General features: G+C 63.2%; 17 protein-coding genes. 12 read left to right on the top strand and 5 right to left on the bottom strand.

Annotated elements, in window-relative coordinates:
* The coding region (locus ACE3P9_RS09955; RefSeq protein WP_374493799.1) for an S-adenosylmethionine synthetase N-terminal domain-containing protein at positions 1–232 on the bottom strand (232 nt) is incomplete at its 3' end.
* Positions 233–468: 236 nt separating this feature from the next.
* Here ACE3P9_RS09955 and ACE3P9_RS09950 point away from each other — a divergent pair.
* Both ACE3P9_RS09950 and ACE3P9_RS09945 read left to right on the top strand, forming a co-directional pair.
* Entirely contained in the window at positions 469–1377 is a 909-nt protein-coding gene (locus ACE3P9_RS09950; RefSeq protein ID WP_374493797.1) for a lysophospholipid acyltransferase family protein, read from the top strand.
* Positions 1370–2323 carry a lysophospholipid acyltransferase family protein gene (locus ACE3P9_RS09945; protein ID WP_374493796.1) on the top strand — a complete coding sequence of 318 codons (954 nt, stop codon included), beginning with the start codon at positions 1370–1372 and terminating at the stop codon, positions 2321–2323. Before ACE3P9_RS09950 ends, ACE3P9_RS09945 begins: the two co-directional genes overlap by 8 nt.
* Here ACE3P9_RS09945 and yihA read toward each other — a convergent pair.
* Positions 2311–3060, bottom strand: a complete 750-nt coding sequence (gene yihA / locus ACE3P9_RS09940; RefSeq protein ID WP_374493795.1) for a ribosome biogenesis GTP-binding protein YihA/YsxC — start codon at positions 3058–3060, stop codon at positions 2311–2313. The two genes, ACE3P9_RS09945 and yihA, sit on opposite strands and share 13 nt — an antisense overlap.
* A gap of 173 nt (positions 3061–3233) precedes the next feature.
* On the opposite strand from yihA, the gene ACE3P9_RS09935 reads away from it, so the two are divergent.
* The 5 genes from ACE3P9_RS09935 to ACE3P9_RS09915 all read left to right on the top strand — a co-directional run bounded on the left by ACE3P9_RS09935 (position 3234) and on the right by ACE3P9_RS09915 (position 9623).
* Positions 3234–3851, top strand: coding sequence for a cytochrome c (locus ACE3P9_RS09935; RefSeq protein ID WP_374493806.1), 618 nt, complete (start codon positions 3234–3236; stop codon positions 3849–3851).
* Positions 3852–4148: 297 nt separating this feature from the next.
* Positions 4149–6311, top strand: coding sequence for a cytochrome c biogenesis protein ResB (locus ACE3P9_RS09930; RefSeq protein WP_374493793.1), 2163 nt, complete (start codon positions 4149–4151; stop codon positions 6309–6311).
* An 8-nt stretch (positions 6312–6319) separates the two neighbouring features.
* The gene (ccsB, locus tag ACE3P9_RS09925) at positions 6320–7699 is read left to right on the top strand and encodes a c-type cytochrome biogenesis protein CcsB (protein ID WP_374493805.1); all 1380 of its coding nucleotides are present in this window, start codon (positions 6320–6322) and stop codon (positions 7697–7699) included.
* A 255-nt stretch (positions 7700–7954) separates the two neighbouring features.
* Positions 7955–8944 carry a protein-methionine-sulfoxide reductase catalytic subunit MsrP gene (gene msrP, locus ACE3P9_RS09920; RefSeq protein ID WP_374493791.1) on the top strand — a complete coding sequence of 330 codons (990 nt, stop codon included), beginning with the start codon at positions 7955–7957 and terminating at the stop codon, positions 8942–8944.
* Positions 8945–8987: 43 nt separating this feature from the next.
* Entirely contained in the window at positions 8988–9623 is a 636-nt protein-coding gene (locus ACE3P9_RS09915; protein WP_374493790.1) for a sulfite oxidase heme-binding subunit YedZ, read from the top strand.
* Between the two features lie 96 nt (positions 9624–9719).
* Here the strand turns inward: ACE3P9_RS09915 and lysA are convergent, their stop codons facing one another.
* Entirely contained in the window at positions 9720–11003 is a 1284-nt protein-coding gene (gene lysA / locus ACE3P9_RS09910) for a diaminopimelate decarboxylase (protein WP_374493789.1), read from the bottom strand.
* 39 nt (positions 11004–11042) lie between these two features.
* Complete coding sequence (locus ACE3P9_RS09905; protein WP_374493786.1) at positions 11043–11276, bottom strand: lipoprotein; 234 nt, start codon at positions 11274–11276, stop codon at positions 11043–11045.
* A 23-nt stretch (positions 11277–11299) separates the two neighbouring features.
* Between ACE3P9_RS09905 and cyaY the strand changes: the two genes are divergently transcribed.
* Positions 11300–11626 carry an iron donor protein CyaY gene (gene cyaY, locus ACE3P9_RS09900; protein WP_374493785.1) on the top strand — a complete coding sequence of 109 codons (327 nt, stop codon included), beginning with the start codon at positions 11300–11302 and terminating at the stop codon, positions 11624–11626.
* A gap of 129 nt (positions 11627–11755) precedes the next feature.
* On the opposite strand, the gene ACE3P9_RS09895 is transcribed toward cyaY, so the two are convergent.
* Entirely contained in the window at positions 11756–14278 is a 2523-nt protein-coding gene (locus tag ACE3P9_RS09895; protein ID WP_374493783.1) for a penicillin-binding protein 1A, read from the bottom strand.
* Between the two features lie 520 nt (positions 14279–14798).
* On the opposite strand from ACE3P9_RS09895, the gene ACE3P9_RS09890 reads away from it, so the two are divergent.
* Genes ACE3P9_RS09890 through ACE3P9_RS09875 form a run of 4 tightly spaced genes read left to right on the top strand, consistent with a single transcriptional unit; the run spans position 14799 to position 17781 of the window.
* A complete protein-coding gene (locus ACE3P9_RS09890; RefSeq protein WP_374493781.1) occupies positions 14799–15881 on the top strand; it encodes a pilus assembly protein PilM in 1083 nt (360 codons plus the stop codon).
* Positions 15878–16498 carry a PilN domain-containing protein gene (locus tag ACE3P9_RS09885; RefSeq protein WP_374493779.1) on the top strand — a complete coding sequence of 207 codons (621 nt, stop codon included), beginning with the start codon at positions 15878–15880 and terminating at the stop codon, positions 16496–16498. The genes ACE3P9_RS09890 and ACE3P9_RS09885 overlap by 4 nt, the downstream gene beginning before the upstream one ends.
* A gap of 3 nt (positions 16499–16501) precedes the next feature.
* Positions 16502–17221 carry a type 4a pilus biogenesis protein PilO gene (locus ACE3P9_RS09880; RefSeq protein WP_374493778.1) on the top strand — a complete coding sequence of 240 codons (720 nt, stop codon included), beginning with the start codon at positions 16502–16504 and terminating at the stop codon, positions 17219–17221.
* A complete protein-coding gene (locus tag ACE3P9_RS09875) occupies positions 17218–17781 on the top strand; it encodes a pilus assembly protein PilP (protein WP_374493776.1) in 564 nt (187 codons plus the stop codon). The genes ACE3P9_RS09880 and ACE3P9_RS09875 overlap by 4 nt, the downstream gene beginning before the upstream one ends.
* Position 17782: the final 1 nt, after the last annotated feature.

The raw sequence follows: 17782 nt of genomic DNA, 5'->3' as shown, positions 1-17782 counted from the left end.
CGATGTGCTTGATGGTGTCGCGCGCCACCTGAATGTAGTCCACGGTGGCATTGGTGGTGATTTCGCCTGCCAGCACCACGAGACCGGTGTTGCAGAGGGTTTCGGCCGCGACCCGGCTGTAGGGATCCTGCGTGAGGCAGGCATCGAGAATGGCGTCGGAAATCTGGTCAGCCACCTTGTCGGGGTGACCTTCGGAGACCGATTCGGACGTGAAGAGAAAGTCGTTCGCCATGAGAGAACTCCAAAAAACGGCACGGGTTGAGAAAGGGAAAACGCGTTGCCATTGAGGGAGCCTGGCGAACGCTTTAGCAGTGAGCCGCTGTGCCATGGAGGCTGGCTGTCTGGCCCATGCGACAATGTCGAATGGGGTGTCGCCCTGCAAGTTGCTCGTTTAACTCGACGACGGGAGGCATTGTACAGAATCTGCCCGGAATGGGGGTGCGGGGACGTTGTTCCCGGTCAAGCATCATGGTTGGATTGTTTCGTTTCTTCTCTGTGTTTCCTCTGTGGCTGCTGCAAGGCATGGGGGCTGTGGCCGGCTGGGCCACCTATTTGCTGGCGCCGTCCTATCGCAGGCGCTGGAATGACAACCGCGCACAGGCGGGCCTGACGGCCGGGCAGGTGCGAGGGGCCGTGGCCCATGCCGGACGCATGATCTTCGAGCTGCCGCGCCTGTGGCTTGGACGCCCCGTCCCCTATCGCTGGACGGGGCTTGAGCATGTCGAGCGAGCCTATGGAGCGCACAGGGGCATCGTGTTTCTGACGCCCCACATGGGCTGCTTCGAGATCACGGCGCAGGCCATGGCGGAGACGTTTGGTCCGCAGTACGGGGACCTGACGGTGATGTACCGCCCTGCTCGACAGAAGGCGCTGGCAGACATGATGGTGCATGTGCGCAATCGCCCGCATCTCAGGACTGTCACGACCACCCTGACGGGAGTGCGCCAGATGATCAAGGTTCTGCGCAAGGGGGAGGCCGTAGGGGTGCTTCCCGATCATGTGCCGCCGGAAGGACAGGGCGTGTGGGCTCCCTTTTTCGGCCGCCCCGCCTATACCATGACTCTGGCAACCAAGCTGGTGCAGCAGACGGGCGCCGAGGTGATCGTCATCTGGGGCGAACGGCTGTCCTGGGGGCGGGGCTATGTGCTGCACTGCAGTCCGCTCTCGGCTCCGATGCCCGAGGGGCTGGAAGCAGGGGTGGCCCATATCAATCACGAGATGGAACGGCTCATCCTGAGCAATCCCAACCAGTACATGTGGAACTATGCACGCTACCGCAGGCCGCGCGGTCAGCCGGAACCTGCGCGTGCCGCGACTGCGCCCGAAGGAGGCACCGGCGTACCACCCCAGTCCGGGCAGGGGAACGGGCATGCATGACTCGGCACAGGAGGCGGAGCATCCGCTGTCTTCCCAGGAAAAGGCGCTTCCTCCACTCGGGTGGCGGGGACGTCTGGTGTATGCCCTGCTGGGCGTGTTGGCCCATTTGCCGCTGGTGTTCTGGCGAGGGCTGGGAGCGGTCATAGGCTGGGTGCTGTACTGGGCCATTCCTGATCGGCGCCGGATTGCCGACATCAACCTGCAGCTTTGCTTTCCCGAATGGAGTGCGCAGCAGCGCCGGCATGTGCTGAAGCTGCATTTCCGGCGCTTCGTGCAGGCCGTGCTCGACCGCATCTGGCTCTGGCATGGCTCGGAAGCCCTGCTCCGGCGCCGCCTGCGCATGGTCGGGGATGTGCGTGCGTTCGAGGGGGACGCTTCCACCATTCTGTTTGCGCCCCACTTCGTGGGACTCGACGCGGGGGGGATGGCCCTGTCGGGGCAGCTGCCGGAACGGGATTTCATTTCGATCTACACGCCGCAGCGCAGCGCGCTGGCCGATCGGTGGACAAGACGGGGGCGCACACGGTTTCCCAATGCCCGTGTGGTGTGGCGCCGTGACGGTGTCAAGCCGATCATCTCGGCGCTGCGCAGGCACGGTCTGCTGTATCTGCTGCCGGACATGAACTTTGGGCCGCAGGAGTCGATCTTCGTGAAGTTCTTCGGCCAGCCGGCTGCGACCGTGCCCTCTCTGTCACGCTTTGCGCGGCTGGGCCGGGCGCAGGTGGTCTCCACCATGACCTTCATGGACCCGCACGGCTATACGCTGCATGTGGAGGGTCCCTGGAAGGATTTCCCGACAGCCAATGTCGAGGCCGACACCCAGCGCATGAACGATTACCTGGAAGGCTGGGTGCGGAAGCGTCCCGAAGAGTATTTCTGGGTGCACAAGCGGTTCAAGACCCGCCCGCCGGGCATGGCGTCGGTGTACGACGCTCAATCTGCCTGAGGCGGTTCGCCGATGGCCGGATCGGCGGCTGACAGGGAAGGGGCGGCCGGGGAGTGCGTCCAGTCCCACAGCAGACGGGCCACGTCTTCGACCCCCTGCTTCTTGAGGGCGGAAAACAGTCGAACCTCGCCGCCGCCTGCCTGCAGGCGGGTGATGCCCAGAACCTTGGCGCCTTCGCTGCGCGTGAGCTTGTCGGCCTTGGTCAGGAGCACGAGAAAGTGCAGGCCTTCCTCGACGCGGGGGCGCACCACTTCCAGCAGGGCTTCATCGAGCTCGGTCATGCCGTGGCGTGGATCGCACAGCAGCACGATGGCGCGGAGGTTTGGACGTGTGACCAGGTAGTTCGCCATGACGCGCTGCCAGCGCAGCTTGTCAGCCTGTGGCACGGCCGCATAGCCGTAGCCGGGCAGATCGGTGAGGACGGCGTCGGTCAGGCCCTGCTTGCCCAGGGCAAACAGGTTGATGTGCTGGGTCCGTCCGGGAGTCTTGGAGGCAAATGCGAGCTGCTTTTGCTGTGTGAGCGTGTTGATGCAGGTCGATTTGCCCGCATTGGAGCGTCCCACGAAGGCAATTTCGGGAACGTCGAGTGCCGGCAGCTGGTCCAGCTGGGCCGCCGTGGTCAGAAAGCGTGCCGTGTGCAGCCAGCCCAGGGGGCTCGGCGTGGCGGGGGCGGAAGCAGGAGCGGATGCCCCGGATTTCGGAGGAATGGGGCTGCGTGGCGGACGTCGTGCGGGCATGGTGTGGGGCTGGGGCGTGAAGCGGAAAAGCCGGATGGCAGAAGGGTTTCCGGTTGACAGAAAAGTATCTGGCCGGCCAATTTTGCAACAGCGCGTTGTAGAATTGGCCAGTTTACCCGTATTGCGCTTGCTCTGGGCTCGGGTGTATCCGCTCACTTTGGACTATTGCGATGATGAAGCCTCTTACCTCTATTGCCGCTTCCCTGATTTCCGCCACGACTCTCCTGGCTGCCAGCGCGGCCATGGCGGCCGGTGCTCCCGACCTCGCCAAGGGCAAGGCCAGTTTCGTCACCTGTGCTGCCTGCCATGGAGCCAATGGCAATTCCGCCATCGCTGCCAATCCCAGCCTCGCGCAGCAGCATCCTGAATATCTCGTCAAGCAGCTCAAGGAATTCAAGGCCGGAGTGCGCAAGAACGCCATCATGAACGGCATGGCTGCGCCCCTGAGCGAGCAGGACATGCGCAACATCGCCTACTGGGTGACCACCCAGAAGATGACGCCTGGCTCTGCCACCAACAAGGACACCATTGCCCTCGGCGAAAAGATCTGGCGCGGCGGCATTGCCAACCGTGGGGTGCCTGCCTGTGCTGCCTGCCACAGCCCGAACGGTGCTGGCATTCCCATCCGCTTCCCGCGCCTTGCCGGGCAGCACGCAGCCTATGTCGAGCAGCAGCTCAAGGATTTCCGCGACGGCGTGCGCACCAACGACAAGGTCATGCCCGAAGTGGTCAACGGCATGAACGACGCCCAGATCAAGGCTGTGGCCGATTTCGTGCAAGGGCTGCACTGATCGGTGTCTGGGGCAGAAAGAAAGGCTGCGGGTGCTGTTTCCCGGCTCGCGGCCAGACGAAATGTCTGCGCGAACAGCGGTCTTTGACTGGCAAGGCGGGGTTTTCCCCCGCCTTTTCTTTTGGATTGCTTAACCGGACCACGGGTGTCTGACTCGCGGCAAGGCGAGGAGCTGGGGTTTCCGCTACCATGCGGAACCTGAACCTGCTGGAGGGACGGGCGCATGGGGTGCTCTCTGGAACTGTGGACGCAAGGGACGCAGAGACGGTTGGCCGGTATGCAGCAGGATGGATCACACATGACCACTTTTTCCACTGAAGGCTTCCAGGTAGGCAAGGGCGGGCGCCGCATGCGTGCCGCTGTCGAGCTGTTGTCCTCGATGCGCTTTGCGATTGCGTTGTTGACGGTGATCTGCATCGCCTCGGTGATCGGCACCGTCGTCAAGCAACATGAGCCTTACAACAACTACATCAACCAGTTTGGGCTTTTCTGGGCCCAGGTGTTCGATGTGCTGGGGCTCTACAGTGTCTACAGTGCATGGTGGTTCCTGCTGATTCTGGCTTTTCTGGTGACCAGCACCAGCCTGTGCATTGCGCGCAATACGCCCAAGATCCTGCAGGATCTCCGGAGCTTCAAGGAAAACATCCATGAGCAGGCGCTGCGGGCTTTCGGGCAGAAGGCCACCGCAGAGGTGGCGGGCACTCCCGAGGAGGCCGCGCGGCGTCTGGGACAGAGCCTGGTGCGCAGCGGATGGAAGGTGCGCCTTCAGGAACGCCGCACCGCCCAGGGCATGGGCTGGATGGTGGCTGCAAAGGCAGGGAGCTGGAACAAGATCGGCTATCTGGCTGCGCACTGCGCGATCGTGCTCATCTGTCTGGGAGGGCTGTTCGATGGGGATCTGATGGTGCGGGCGCAGACCTGGTTCAATGGCAAGCAGGTCTATCGCGGCGCAGGCATGATTGCCGAGGTGCCGGCTGCTTCGCGACTGGGACCGAACAACCCCAGCTTTCGTGGCAATCTCTTTGTGCCGGAGGGGGCTTCGGCTTCCAGTGCCATCCTGAGTCAGAAGGATGGCGTGCTGGTGCAGGATCTGCCTTTCTCGATAGAGCTCAAGAAATTCATCGTCGAGTATTACCCCACCGGCATGCCCCGGCTGTTCGCCAGCGATGTGATCTTGCGTGACCGTACTACGGGAGAACAGCATCCTGCCCGCATCGAGGTCAATCATCCGGCCAGCTTCAAGGGCATCGAGATCTACCAGAGCAGCTTCGAGGATGGCGGTTCCTCGGTGACGCTCAAGGCGGTTCCCATGGGAGGGGCTGCTGTGGCCCCGTTCGAGGTGCACAGCAAGGTGGGGGAATCCACCACGATCAGCAATGGCAAGGACCAGCGCACGCTGGAAATCACCAACCTGCGGGTCATCAACGTCGAGAATTTCGGCAAGGAGGGAGAGGGCAACGGAGTGGATGTGCGCAAGGTCGACCTGCAGCACACCCTCAATGCCAATCTGGGCTCGGCCCAGAGCAGGAGCGACAAGCAGCTGCGCAACGTGGGGCCGAGCATCGCCTACAAGCTGCGCGATGCGTCGGGACAGGCGCGCGAGTTCAACAACTACATGCAGCCCGTGGCTTCGTCCCAGGGGGGCGTGCCCGAATTTCTGTTCGGGGTACGCACCGACCCCAACCAGCCGTTCCGTTATCTTCGCATCCCGGCCGATGACAAGGGCGGGCTGGGCGAGTTCCAGCGTCTGCGCACCGCGCTGATGACGCCGGCCATGCGGGCCGAGGCCGTGCGGCGCTATGCAGCCGAAGCCACCACAGGGCAGCCCCCCGAGGTGGTGAAGCAGCTCACGGCATCGGCCGAGCGGGTGATGGATCTGTTTGCGGGCGATCCGGCCAAGATGGCGCAGGCCGGGCTGGACCCCAATGGCGACGCCGCGCGCGGCTTTGGCCTGCAGGCGGTGGCGAGCTTCATCGAGAAGACCGTGCCGGCCGACCAGCAGGCGCGTGTGGGCGATGTGCTGCTCAAGATTCTCAACGGCAGTCTGCTGGAGCTGGCGCAGCTGGAACGTGCCCAGGCCCATCTGCCGGCACTCGACATGGGCCAGGAGCGCAACCGCGCGTTCATGGTGCAGGCGGTCGTGGCTCTGAGTGATGCGCCGCTGTATCCGGAGCCCCTGCTGTTCCAGCTTCAGGACTTCAAGCAGGTGCAGGCCAGCGTGTTCCAGGTGACGCGTTCGCCGGGCAAGTGGGTCGTCTATACAGGCTGTTTCTTCCTGATTCTGGGAGTCTTTGCCATGCTGTACATCCGCGAACGTCGCGTTTGGGTCTGGCTGACACCGGTTGATGGACAGGAAGGCGTCAGCGCCGCTACCATGGCGCTTTCAAGCAATCGTCGCAACCTCGAAAGCGACCGGGAATTTGAAGTCCTCAAGGACAAACTGCTGGGAATCCACGCATGAGCACCCCCATGAACACCACGCTTGATCTGTCTGCAGGCTCCCAAGCCACACGCATCATCCATCTGCAGGAAGGGTGGCTGTCGGGCCGCACCTGGTTCGACTGGCTCTTTGCCGTGCTGGCCGTGGCCGGTGGCATCGTGGCATTTGCCCAGTACGGCGGTGCCATGGATGGCTATGAAAAGGCCATTCTGGCCGGCACAGTACCCTTCGTCATTGCGCTCGGATGGTTCTGGCGTCCCGCCGCGCGGCTGATGCTGGTGGTGGCAGCCTTCTCGCTGCTGGCCATCTCAGCCTATCAGGGAGATCTCAAGCGGGCTGAGTCGGTGTTCTGGCTCAAGTATTTCCTCTCCAGCCAGTCCGCCATTCTGTGGATGTGTGTCCTCATCTACATGAGCACGCTCTTCTACTGGATCGGCCTGTTCACGAGCGAGAAGCATCCCGTGGACGGCGTGGCACATGCCAACACCGCACAGCGCATGGGAACCTGGCTGGCCTGGGGCGCGGTGGGCATGGCGCTCATCGGGACCATGGTGCGCTGGTACGAAAGTCACCACATCGGGGCCGGCATCGGCCACATCCCCGTCAGCAACCTCTATGAAGTGTTCGTGCTGTTCTGCTGGATGACCACTCTGTTCTACCTGTACTACGAGCAGCTCTATCGCACCCGTGCGCTGGGGGCCTTCGTGATGACGGTGGTGAGCGCGGCGGTCGGGTTTCTGCTGTGGTATGCGCTGGTGCGCGAGGCGCAGGCCATTCAGCCGCTGGTGCCTGCCCTGCAGAGCTGGTGGATGAAGCTGCATGTGCCTGCCAACTTCGTGGGCTATGGCACGTTTGCCCTGGCGGCCATGGTGGCCCTGGCCTATCTGCTCAAGACCAGCAGCCTGCGGGCCCTGTTGATCGGGCTCGTGGGAGTGCCGGCTGTGGTACTGGCGGGAGTGGGTCTGTACGCGCTGCTCGGTTCGCCGGATCCCACCATGACGCAGGCCCTGACCAAGAGCGGCCGCATGCTGGGTGGGCTGCTGGTGTTCTTCGGGCTCATGGTGGCGCTGCGCGGCACCATCAACCAGCACACGCCGAGCCTGACGGTGATGGATGATGTGCTGTACAAGGCGATTGCGGTGGGATTCGCCTTCTTCACCATCGCTACCGTGCTCGGGGCGCTCTGGGCGGCCGAAGCCTGGGGCGGATACTGGAGCTGGGACCCCAAGGAAACCTGGGCTCTGATCGTGTGGTTGAACTATGCGGCATGGCTGCACATGCGGCTCATGAAAGGGCTGCGCGGGACGGTAGCCGCCTGGTGGGCTCTGGTGGGGCTGGTCGTAGTGACCTTCGCCTTCATCGGCGTCAACATGTTCCTGAGCGGCCTGCACAGCTACGGCACCCTGTAAGACCCGTGTCGAGTCGGGCAGGCAGGACTGTCTGGTGGACAGTCCTCTTCCCGTGGCGGGCAGGGCCGAGTCCCTTGGCCGATGAGGGGAATTGCTTTCGGCAGGGGGTGTGCATGGCGCACAATGAGTCGAACCCCATGCTGAACGAGGCCTGCTGCCGGGATGCCGGTGCTCGCCATGGCTGTACTCCCCTTGGGACGCCGGCTGCAGGGGGATCCGGATGCGTGCAATGACTTCTTGACCCACGGAGGAGAAATGGCGAATCGCTTCGGGGCGGTTCCGCCCATTCTTTCCAGCGAGATCACGCCCGAGGCGGTGGCAGGAAGCCGCAGGCGCTGGATGCAGCACGCCGGGGCATGGATGGCCGGGGCAGGCCTGGCAGCCTGTCGAGGCAATGGCGAGAGCGATTCCGTGCGGTCCCCGAAGGACATGGGCACTCCCCTCTCCTCCGTGCGAACTTCCGTGGCTGGCGGCTGGGCCGTGGATCGGCCCACGCCGGTTCGTGATGCCACGCACTACAACAACTTCTACGAGTGGGGAACCTCCAAGACCGATCCGTCCGAGCGTGCGGGTGCCATGCGGCTGCGTCCCTGGACGCTGCGCGTGGAGGGGGAGGTGCTGCACCCCTATACCCTCGGAGTCGAGGACCTGATGCGGCTCGCCCCCCTGGAGGAGCGGCTCTATCGGTTGCGGTGCGTGGAAGGGTGGAGCATGGTCATTCCGTGGCAGGGGTATGCGCTTGCGCATGTTCTGAAGCGTGCCCAGCCCACGGGAAATGCCCGCTACGTGGCCTTCGAGTCGCTGGCCGACCCAGGACAGATGCCGGGAGTGCGGGATGCGGTGCTGCACTGGCCCTATACCGAAGGCCTGCGGCTCGATGAGGCCTTGCACCCCCTGAGCCTGCTGGCCTTTGGAATGTACGGGCATGCGCTGCCAGCCCAGAACGGTGCCCCGCTCAGGCTCGTGGTGCCCTGGAAGTATGGCTTCAAGAGTGCCAAGAGCATCGTGACCATCCGCGTGATGGCCACTCCGCCGGTCACGACCTGGGTGCGTGAGGCACCCGCTGAGTATGGGTTCTACGCCAATGTCAACCCAGAGGTGGATCACCCACGCTGGAGCCAGGCGACCGAGCGCCGCATAGGCGAAGGTGCGTGGGAACCGCGGCGCCCGACCCTGCCCTTCAATGGCTATGCCGAGCAGGTGGCCGGGCTGTATGCCGGCATGGATCTGCATCGGTATTTTTGAGCAGATTTGCCGATTCAAGAGAAGAGAAAGGAAGGTTGTTTTCATGTCCACTGTCATTGCCAGACATTCCTGGCTCACGAACCCCTGGAGCAAACCTCTGCTGTGGGGAGTGGCGCTCATGCCGCTGGCATGGCTGATCGGGCGCGCCTCTGCAGGGGCCTACGTCAATCCCGAGGAGGCCCTGGTGCGGGGGACTGGAGATTGGGCGCTGCGCATGCTTCTGCTTACCCTGGCGGTGACGCCTGCCCGGGTGAGTCTGCACCTTCCCCAGCTGCTGCGGTTCCGGCGCAGTCTGGGTCAGCTGAGCTTTGTCTATGCCTGTGTGCACCTGTCCCTGTATCTGTGGCTCATCGTGGGCTTCGAGAGCGGGAAGCTGGTGCATGACCTGGCGCGCCATCCCTATGTCTTTGCAGGAATGGCGACGTTCGTGTGCATGCTGCCGCTGGGACTCACGTCGTCCAATGCGGCCATTCGGGCACTGGGGGCTGCACGCTGGCAGGTGCTGCACCGGCTGGTGTATGTGGTGGCTGCACTGGCCATGCTGCACTTCTTCTGGGTGCGCGCCAGCAAGAATCAGGTGATCGAGCCCATGCTGTATGCCGCCGTGCTGGGAGGGCTGCTGGCATGGAGACTCTGGTACTGGAACCGGAACGCCCCTGCCGGTGGCTGCGGGCATTGACACACGGGGACAGGGGGCCGCGTGAAGCAGACGGCAGACACCCGCCCCATGCCCATGAGGCGGGAGACCACAGCACCCGGCGGGATGGCCGTTCGATCAGAGCAGCCGTTCGCGGGCATGCAGGGAGGCAATGTCCTCGCGGGTTGCAATGAGGTGCGGCTGGCCATCGACGACCAGCACTTCGGCCGCCCGTCCCCGGGAGTTGTAGGTGCTCGCCATGCTCATGCAATAGGCTCCAGCCGACATGACGGCCAGGATGTCGCCCGGCTGAACATCGAGCGTGCGGTCGCGTCCCAGCCAGTCCCCGCTTTCGCAGATCGGGCCCACCACATCGTAGGTCGGCATGTCGCCTGTGGCCGGACGTGACTGCACGGGCAGGATCTGGTGATAGGCCTCGTACATGGCTGGACGCGGCAGATCGTTCATGGCGGCATCCACGATGCAGAAATTCTTGGCCTCGCCGGTCTTGAGATAGAGCACTTCGGCAAGGCACACCCCCGCGTTGCCGACCATGGAGCGTCCCGGTTCGATGAGCAGTCTGCGCTGACCGAGGCCGCGTGCATCCATGCGAGCGAGCAGGGCATGCCACAGGGCATGGGCCGAAGGGGGCGTTTCATCGGTGTAGGTGATGCCCAGGCCTCCGCCGAAGTCGAAGTGTTCCAGCCGGATGCCTTCGGCCTCGATCTGTTCCACCAGATCAAGCATGCGATCCATGGCGTCCAGATAGGGACTCATCTGGGTGATCTGCGACCCGATGTGGCAGTCGATGCCGACGACGCGCAACCCCGGCAGGTCGCGAGCCAGCCGGTAGGCAGCCAGGGCCTCTTCATGGGCGATGCCGAACTTGTTGCCCTTGAGCCCCGTGGAAATGTAGGGATGGGTATTGGGGTCCACATTGGGATTGACGCGGATGCTGACGGGCGCCTGTGTGCCCATGGCCACTGCCACCTCGTTGAGCACATGCAGCTCCGGCAGGCTTTCCACGTTGAAGCAGCCGATGCCCGTCGTCAGGGCCAGGCGCATTTCGGCGCGGGTCTTGCCGACACCCGAGAAAATGATCTTGGCCGGAGGGGCGCCTGCAGCCAGGGCGCGCTGGAGCTCCCCGCCTGAGACGATGTCGAATCCACATCCGGCCTGCGCGAAGACCTGCAGCACGGCGAGCGAGGAATTGGCCTTCATGGCGTAGCAGATCAGGGCATCTCGGCCACGGAATCCCTCCTCGTAGGCGTGCAGGGCCTTGAGCATGGCTGCGCGTGAATAGACAAACAGCGGCGTGCCATGTTCCCGGGCCAGCTCGGCAAGGGGAAGACCTTCCACGCACAGCGCTCCGGCGGTGTTGCGTGCAAAGAAGGGATGGCCAGGAAGAACGGGATGTGTCATGAAGAAAGGGGTCCGAAAGAGGGAGGAGGCACAGGGAGCTCAGTGCGCGGGCACGGCATCGACAGGATTGCCGGCGGTCGGCAGCGCAGCAGCGGTGGCCGCAGGACTCGATGCAGCAGAGGCTGGACGCAGAGGCCCCAGCAGCAGCGCATGCAGCGGAGCTCGATGGGCCGCTTCCGGAGCGGTGGGGAGATACAAATTCCCCTTCTGGCCGCAGCCGCTTGCCGCCACGATGCCGAAGGCCGCGAGGCCGCTCATTACAATGATTCGCATGTTCATCATAGGCTGGAATTGTAATGACTGACCTGGAATACATGGATGCGGCTGAGCAGGTACTGCAGCGCATTGAAGCAGCATGCGACCGCATCAACGATGAAACCGATGCCGATATCGACAACCAGCGCGTGGGCGGCATGGTGACGCTGGTGTTTCCCAACCGCAGCCAGATCGTGATCAACCTGCAGAAGCCGCTCCACGAAATCTGGATGGCTGCCAAGGCGGGGGGCTTCCACTACACCTTCGATGGCCAGCAATGGGTCGATACCAAGGGGCACGGCGAATTTTTCGACCACCTGAGCCGCTGCGCCACCGAGCAGTCGGGCATGCCGTTGCACTTTGCCTGAGTCTGGACAGACAGTCGTCACACCCTGTCGTCAGGCAGACAAGCAAGCAAGGAAAAGGCCGTGCAGCATGGGAGACATGCGGCACGGCCTTGGTGTTCATGAAGGAGACGTGACCTGAGCGGGAGCCCGTCAGTTTCCGCGGAACATGTCTTCGCTGCGGGTACCGGGGGGCGTGCTTGGGGCTGCTCCGCCTCCGCCACCCGATCCGCCTCCACCCGTGCCGCCGGCGGCAGGGGGAGTTCCTGCCGCTGCGCCCTGGCTGCCATCTACCGGATTGGCTGCATCGGTGCCGTCGCTTGCAGATGGAACGGCGGCAGAACGGGGGCGATCGGACACGCCGATGCGAGAGATGCCGCGGCCACCGGCAAACTCCTCATAGGCCCAGTCACCATTGGAGCGCACCACGCCCAGAGGGGGCTTCACGTGGATCTCGTTCACGGGCACATCCTTGAGCGCCGTGCGCATGTAGTCGATCCAGATCGGCAGGCTCAGGCCCCCGCCGGTTTCGCCATCGCCCAGGTTGCGCGGATTGTCGAAGCCAAACCAGACCACCGTCACCAGCGACGGCTGGAAGCCTGCAAACCATGCATCCTTGGAGTCATTGGTGGTACCGGTCTTGCCATAGAGGTCGGGGCGTCCGAGGGCCTGTGTGGCGCGGGCAGCCGTGCCATGCGTGGCCACTTCGTTGAGCAGGCTGTCCATGATGAAGGCGTTGCGCGTGGGAATGGCGCGTCGCGCCTCGTTCGGGGCAGCAGGCTTGGTTTCGAGCAGGGTATTGCCGCGCTGGTCCTTGATGAGGGAGATGATGTAGGGGTTGACGGCATAGCCTCCATTGGCGAACACCGAGTAGCCCACCGCCATTTCCAGCGGATTGGTCGTGCCCGCGCCGAGCGCCAGGGTGAGGTAGGGCGGCGTGCGGTCAGGAGGAAAGCCGAAGCGGCCTGCCCATTCCTGGGTCTTCTGGGTTCCCACCGTCTGCAGGATGCGGATGGACACCAGGTTCTTGGACTTGGCCAGGGCCTGACGCACGGTGAGCGGCGGTCCGAAGGAGCCATCGTAGTTCTTCGGAGCCCAGGGCTGTCCGCCCGTCACCCCTGCATCGAACACCAGTTCCGAGTCGCTCACGACCGTGCTGGGACTCACGCCGGCTTCCAGTGCGGCCGAGTAGATGAAGGGCTTGAAGCTCGACCCCGGCTGCCGCAGCGCCTGGGTCACGTGGTTGAACTTGTTCTTGGCGAAATCGTATCCACCCACCAGCGAACGGATGGCGCCGGTACGGGGATCCATGGCCACCAGCGCAGACTCCACCTCGGGCAGCTGCCGGATGGACCAGCCACCACCAGGCGCCTTGACGATGCGGACAATGGCTCCGCGCCGGATCTGCTGCGCCGATCCTGCACGGCCCGACAGGGCCCAGGCAGCAAACCGCAGACCATCGCCGGCGATGGTGATGTCGTCGTTGTCGCTGCGTCGAACCACCACGCGGCGCGGAGAGGCTGAGATCACCACTGCAGACAGCATGTCACCCGCATCGGGGTAATCGGCCAGGGCATCCACCACGGCGTCGTCGAGCAGGGCGGGATCGCTGGGGAGATTCACGAAATGTTCAGGGCCGCGGTATGGGCGGCGGGCGTCATACCGCAGGATGCCGGCGCGCACGGCTGCATAGGCCGCATTCTGGTCCTTGGTGGAAATCGTGGTGTAGACATCCAGGCCGCGGGTATAGGCTTCGGCTCCATACTGCGCATAGATGAGCTGGCGCACCATCTCGCCGACATATTCGGCGTGCACGGTCTCGCCCTTCGTGGCGTGCTTGAGCACGATCTGGGTGTTCTTGGCCTCCTCGGCCTGTGCCGGCGTGATGAAGCCGTTTTCCACCATGCGCTGCAGGATGTAGAGCTGGCGGATGCGGGCCCGACTCGGATTCACGACCGGGTTGTACTGCGAAGGCGCCTTGGGCAGACCGGCCAGCATGGCGGCCTCGGCCAGGTTGATCTGCTGCAGGGGCTTGCCGAAGTAGGCCTCGGAGGCGGCCGCGAACCCGTAGGCACGGTTCCCGAGGTAGATCTGGTTCATGTAGATCTCCAGGATCTGGTCCTTGGTGAGCGCATGCTCCATCTTGAAGGCCAGCAGCATCTCATAGATCTTGCGGGTGAAGGTCTTCTCCGACGAGAGGTAGACATTGCGTGCCACCTGCATCGTGATCGTCGATGCGCCCTGGCTCTTGGAGCGGCTGAAGTTGGCCAGACCCGCGCGCAGCACACCGGTGAAATCGATGCCTCCGTGCTCATAGAAGCGGGCATCCTCGATGGCGAGCACGGCGTTTTTCATGCTCTTCGGAATTTCGTTGAATGGCACGAAACTCCGTCTTTCCTCGCCGAATTCGGAAATCAGATCGCCATCTGCCGTGTAGATCCGCAGCGGCAGCTTGGGCTGATAGTTCTGAAGACTGGAAATGTCGGGCAGGTTGGGGTAGGCCACCGCAAGGGCCACCATCAGCAGCATCGCGCCCGTGACCACGAACGCCGAAACAAGGCCGAGCACCCAGAGCACAAGCCGGGAAAACCAGCCTTTCCTTGCGGGAGGGCGGGGAGCTTGAGGGGGCGTGGAGGAAGGCTGAGGGGCAGCGTGGTCTGTGGGCATGCGCGTCATGAAGTGGCTCGTGAAATGAGGCCAGCGAAAAGGGAACGGAGCAGGAGCTTGGGACTTCCGCGAGGGATTCAGGATTCTGTCAGATCAGGGGCCTGTCGGGAGGGATTTCAGCACCGTGCCTGTCGACATGGGCAGCCGGCTGGCATCGCTGCTGGGAATCATGGGCCATTTTCTCCGCTCAGCGCGGCGAAACCCGTGCCTTGGGCCACTTCCATGAGCAGGCCCCCGAAGGGTCGCGCCACATTGTGCACCACCTCCACCGCCGGCGCATGTTTCATGTGGTGTTCATGGTGTAACAGCCTCCCACTGAAACCGCTACCGCAATTTTCAGGCAAGAAGCAAAGTGATAATAAAGCGTACTTTTTTGACAACAAAAGGCGGCGAATGTCCCGGGCGGCACCATGGGCCCGGATCAGCGCTGCTACGATGTGGCGGTGGCAGAGTGTAAGCAAAAGTCATAATCTGCTGCATTGTGTCCTGATATCTTTTTTCAAAACACCGCAGCAGCAGGGGGGCTCCGTTGAGCATACTTGACAATCTGCTTCGCAGAAAACCGCCGGCCATGCTCGGACTGGACGTGGGTTCCGCCAGCGTGCGCCTGGTGGAGCTGGATCGTGATGCCGCCGGCCACTGGGTACTTGAGCGCTGTCTGGCCGAGCCCCTCGAAAAGGGGGCTGTGGGAGCCGACGGCCAGATCGAGCAGTTCGATGTGGTGGTCGACACCATCCGCCGTGTGGTTCTCAAGTCCGGCACCAAGGCACGACAGGTTGCGGCAGCCCTGCCGGCCTCCGCCGTCATCGCCAAGAAGGTCGTGCTGCCCGAAGGGCTGCGCGAAGATGAGCTCGACCAGCAGGTCGAAGGCGAGGCGGGGCAATACATTCCCTTCCCGCTGGAGGATGTCAGTCTTGACTACTGCATCATGGGGCCCTCCATGGTGTCGGCCGGCGACGTGGACGTGATGATCGTGGCGGCGCGCCGCGAGCGTGTGGATGACATGCAGGCCGTGATGAGCGCCGCCGGGGTCGAGCTCAAGGTGCTCGACGTGACGGCCTACGCCGCACAGCTGGCCGGCGGGCGGCTGGTGTCGACCCTGCCCAAAGGCGGGCGCGACGCGCTGATTGCCCTGGCCCATGTCGGAGCCGAAAGCACCACCGTGTATGTCATGCGCAACGATGAGGTGCTGTTCGAGCGCGAGCAGACCTTCGGGGGCATCCAGCTGACCCAGCACATTGCCAAGTACTACGGCATGACCTTCGAGGAAGCCGAGGCCAAGAAGGTCAATGCCCAGCTGCCCGACGATTATTCGCATGTGGTGCTTCAGCCCTTCATGGAGCGGCTGGCCCAGGAGCTGCAGGCGGCATTGCAGTTCTTCTACAGCAGCACGCCCTATCACAAGGTGGACTACATCATGCTGGCAGGAGGATCTGCCGCATTGCCCAAGCTCACCGAGGTCATTACCGAGGCAGCCGATGTGCCCTGCCTGTTGGTCAACCCCTTTGACGGCATGACCATGGGCCCGGCGCTCAAGGACCGCAAGCTGCGTCGTGATGCACCTGGATTCCTGACGGCATGTGGTCTGGCCATGCGGAGATTCGCATCATGATTCTGGTGAACCTGCTTCCCCATCGCGAGGCGGCGCGCAAGCGTCGCCAGCAGATGTTCAATGTGGTGCTGGGCATGGCCGGAGTGGCTGGCCTGGCACTGGCCGGGCTGGTCTATGCCTACTACCAGATCCTCATTTCCCAGCAGGAAGGGGTGAATACCTTCATCAAGGCGGAAAACAGCGCCCTCGATGTGAAGATCAAGGACATCCAGAACCTGGAATCCGAGATTGCCGCCCTGCACGAGCGGCAGCAGGCGGTGGAAGGTCTGCAGCAGCAGCGCAACGATCCGGTGCAGCTCTTCAATGAGCTGGCAGCCAAGCTTCCTGACGGCGCCTATCTCACCAGCATCAAGCAGACCAAGGACACGGTGGCCATTGCCGGTGTAGCGCAGTCGAATGAACGGGTGTCCGAGTTCCTGCGCAACCTGAGGGATTCCACGCTGCTGGCCAAGAGCCCCCAGCTGGAAGAAACCACGGTGCAGGACGTCACGCTGCCCAACAACAAGGGCAAGAGCAAGGCCTATGGCTTCAAGATGACCCTGACGCTCAAGCAGCCAGAAACCAAGGATGCACCGGCTGGCAAGCCTAGGGCGCCTGCAAGTGCGAACAAGGGGTAAGGCATGGCAACACTCAAAATCAAGAAGGACATCGATTTCGTCGAGCTGCGCGAGCGGATCGCGGAACAGTTCCGTGGCCTTGACACCAGCAATCCTTCGTCCTGGCCCCTTCTGCCGCGCATCCTGCTGTGCGTGGGCGTGGCACTGGTGGTGTTTGCCGGGGCCTGGTATTTCCTCATCAACGACCAGATGGATGAACTGGCCAAGCGTCAGAAGCAGGAGACCGAGCTCAAGAAGGACTACGTGGACAAGTACGCCAGGGTCGTCAACCTGGAGCCGCTGCGCAAGCAGCGCCAGCAGGTCGAGCAGTATGTGGTGCAGCTCGAGAAGCAGCTGCCGGGCCGTGCCGAAATGGATGCACTGCTCTCCGACATCAACCAGGCCGGTGTGGGGCGGAGCCTGCAGTTCGAGCTGTTCAAGCCAGCCAAGGAAGAAATCAAGGACTACTATGCCCTGCTTCCCGTCGACATCAAGGTGTCCGGCAGCTTCCCTGACGTGGCCGGATTTGCGGCAGACATTGCCCATCTTTCGCGCATCGTGACCCTCAGCAACATCGAGGTCACACAGGCCAAGGAAGGCGGTGCACTGGGGCTCCATGCCACGGCGAATACTTACCGCTATCTGGATAAGAGCGAAATGGCCGTGCAGCAGCAGAACGCCAAGGGCAAGAAGGGCGGTGCACCGGCTGCATCCGCCTCGCAACCCGCAGGAGGCAAGCCATGAACCACACCCTGTTCCGTGCGTCGCTGAGCGTGCTGGGCGTTTCGCTGGCGCTGGTGGGATGCAGCAATTCCACCATCGACGGCACCAAGGAGTGGATGCAGCAGCAGCAGCGTGCAGCCCGTCCGTCGGTGCGGCCCTTGCCCGAGCCCAAGCCCTATGCGGCCCTGGATTACAAGGCGCCCCAGCAGGGGGCCGATCCCTTCAGTTTCGACCGTCTGGCGAACGCCCTCGGCATCAATGCAGCAGCAGCCAACAACCCCCTGCTGCTCAAGGAGCAGAACCGGCGCAAGCAGCCGCTCGAATCCTATCCGCTGGACACGATCTCCTATGTGGGCATGCTGCAGAAGAACGGCCAGCCGATCGCACTCGTGAAGGTCGATACCCTTCTGTATCAGGCGCACGTGGGAGACTACATGGGCCAGAACTACGGGCGCATCACTGAAATCAAGGAAAATCAGGTCACGCTGCACGAAATCGCGCAGGATGCGGCCGGTGAATGGATCGAGCGCACAACCACGCTGGATCTGCAAGAGGGCACCAAAGAGGGAACCAAGAAATGAA

This window comes from Allobrachymonas sp. (genome assembly GCF_041912815.1).
In the GTDB taxonomy this organism is placed as follows: Bacteria; Pseudomonadota; Gammaproteobacteria; order Burkholderiales; family Burkholderiaceae_C; genus Brachymonas.
This window is presented reverse-complemented; position numbering and strand designations above follow the sequence as displayed.

What these genes read in the sequence shown, in the direction of transcription:
- ACE3P9_RS09950 (WP_374493797.1), top strand. Translation starts at nt 469, where the DNA reads ATGGTTGGATTGTTTCGTTTCTTCTCTGTGTTTCCTCTGTGGCTGCTG.
- ACE3P9_RS09945 (WP_374493796.1), top strand. Translation starts at nt 1,370, where the DNA reads ATGCATGACTCGGCACAGGAGGCGGAGCATCCGCTGTCTTCCCAGGAA.
- yihA (WP_374493795.1), bottom strand. Translation starts at nt 3,060, where the DNA reads ATGCCCGCACGACGTCCGCCACGCAGCCCCATTCCTCCGAAATCCGGG.
- ACE3P9_RS09935 (WP_374493806.1), top strand. Translation starts at nt 3,234, where the DNA reads ATGAAGCCTCTTACCTCTATTGCCGCTTCCCTGATTTCCGCCACGACT.
- ACE3P9_RS09930 (WP_374493793.1), top strand. Translation starts at nt 4,149, where the DNA reads ATGACCACTTTTTCCACTGAAGGCTTCCAGGTAGGCAAGGGCGGGCGC.
- ccsB (WP_374493805.1), top strand. Translation starts at nt 6,320, where the DNA reads ATGAACACCACGCTTGATCTGTCTGCAGGCTCCCAAGCCACACGCATC.
- msrP (WP_374493791.1), top strand. Translation starts at nt 7,955, where the DNA reads ATGGCGAATCGCTTCGGGGCGGTTCCGCCCATTCTTTCCAGCGAGATC.
- ACE3P9_RS09915 (WP_374493790.1), top strand. Translation starts at nt 8,988, where the DNA reads ATGTCCACTGTCATTGCCAGACATTCCTGGCTCACGAACCCCTGGAGC.
- lysA (WP_374493789.1), bottom strand. Translation starts at nt 11,003, where the DNA reads ATGACACATCCCGTTCTTCCTGGCCATCCCTTCTTTGCACGCAACACC.
- ACE3P9_RS09905 (WP_374493786.1), bottom strand. Translation starts at nt 11,276, where the DNA reads ATGCGAATCATTGTAATGAGCGGCCTCGCGGCCTTCGGCATCGTGGCG.
- cyaY (WP_374493785.1), top strand. Translation starts at nt 11,300, where the DNA reads ATGACTGACCTGGAATACATGGATGCGGCTGAGCAGGTACTGCAGCGC.
- ACE3P9_RS09895 (WP_374493783.1), bottom strand. Translation starts at nt 14,278, where the DNA reads ATGACGCGCATGCCCACAGACCACGCTGCCCCTCAGCCTTCCTCCACG.
- ACE3P9_RS09885 (WP_374493779.1), top strand. Translation starts at nt 15,878, where the DNA reads ATGATTCTGGTGAACCTGCTTCCCCATCGCGAGGCGGCGCGCAAGCGT.
- ACE3P9_RS09880 (WP_374493778.1), top strand. Translation starts at nt 16,502, where the DNA reads ATGGCAACACTCAAAATCAAGAAGGACATCGATTTCGTCGAGCTGCGC.
- ACE3P9_RS09875 (WP_374493776.1), top strand. Translation starts at nt 17,218, where the DNA reads ATGAACCACACCCTGTTCCGTGCGTCGCTGAGCGTGCTGGGCGTTTCG.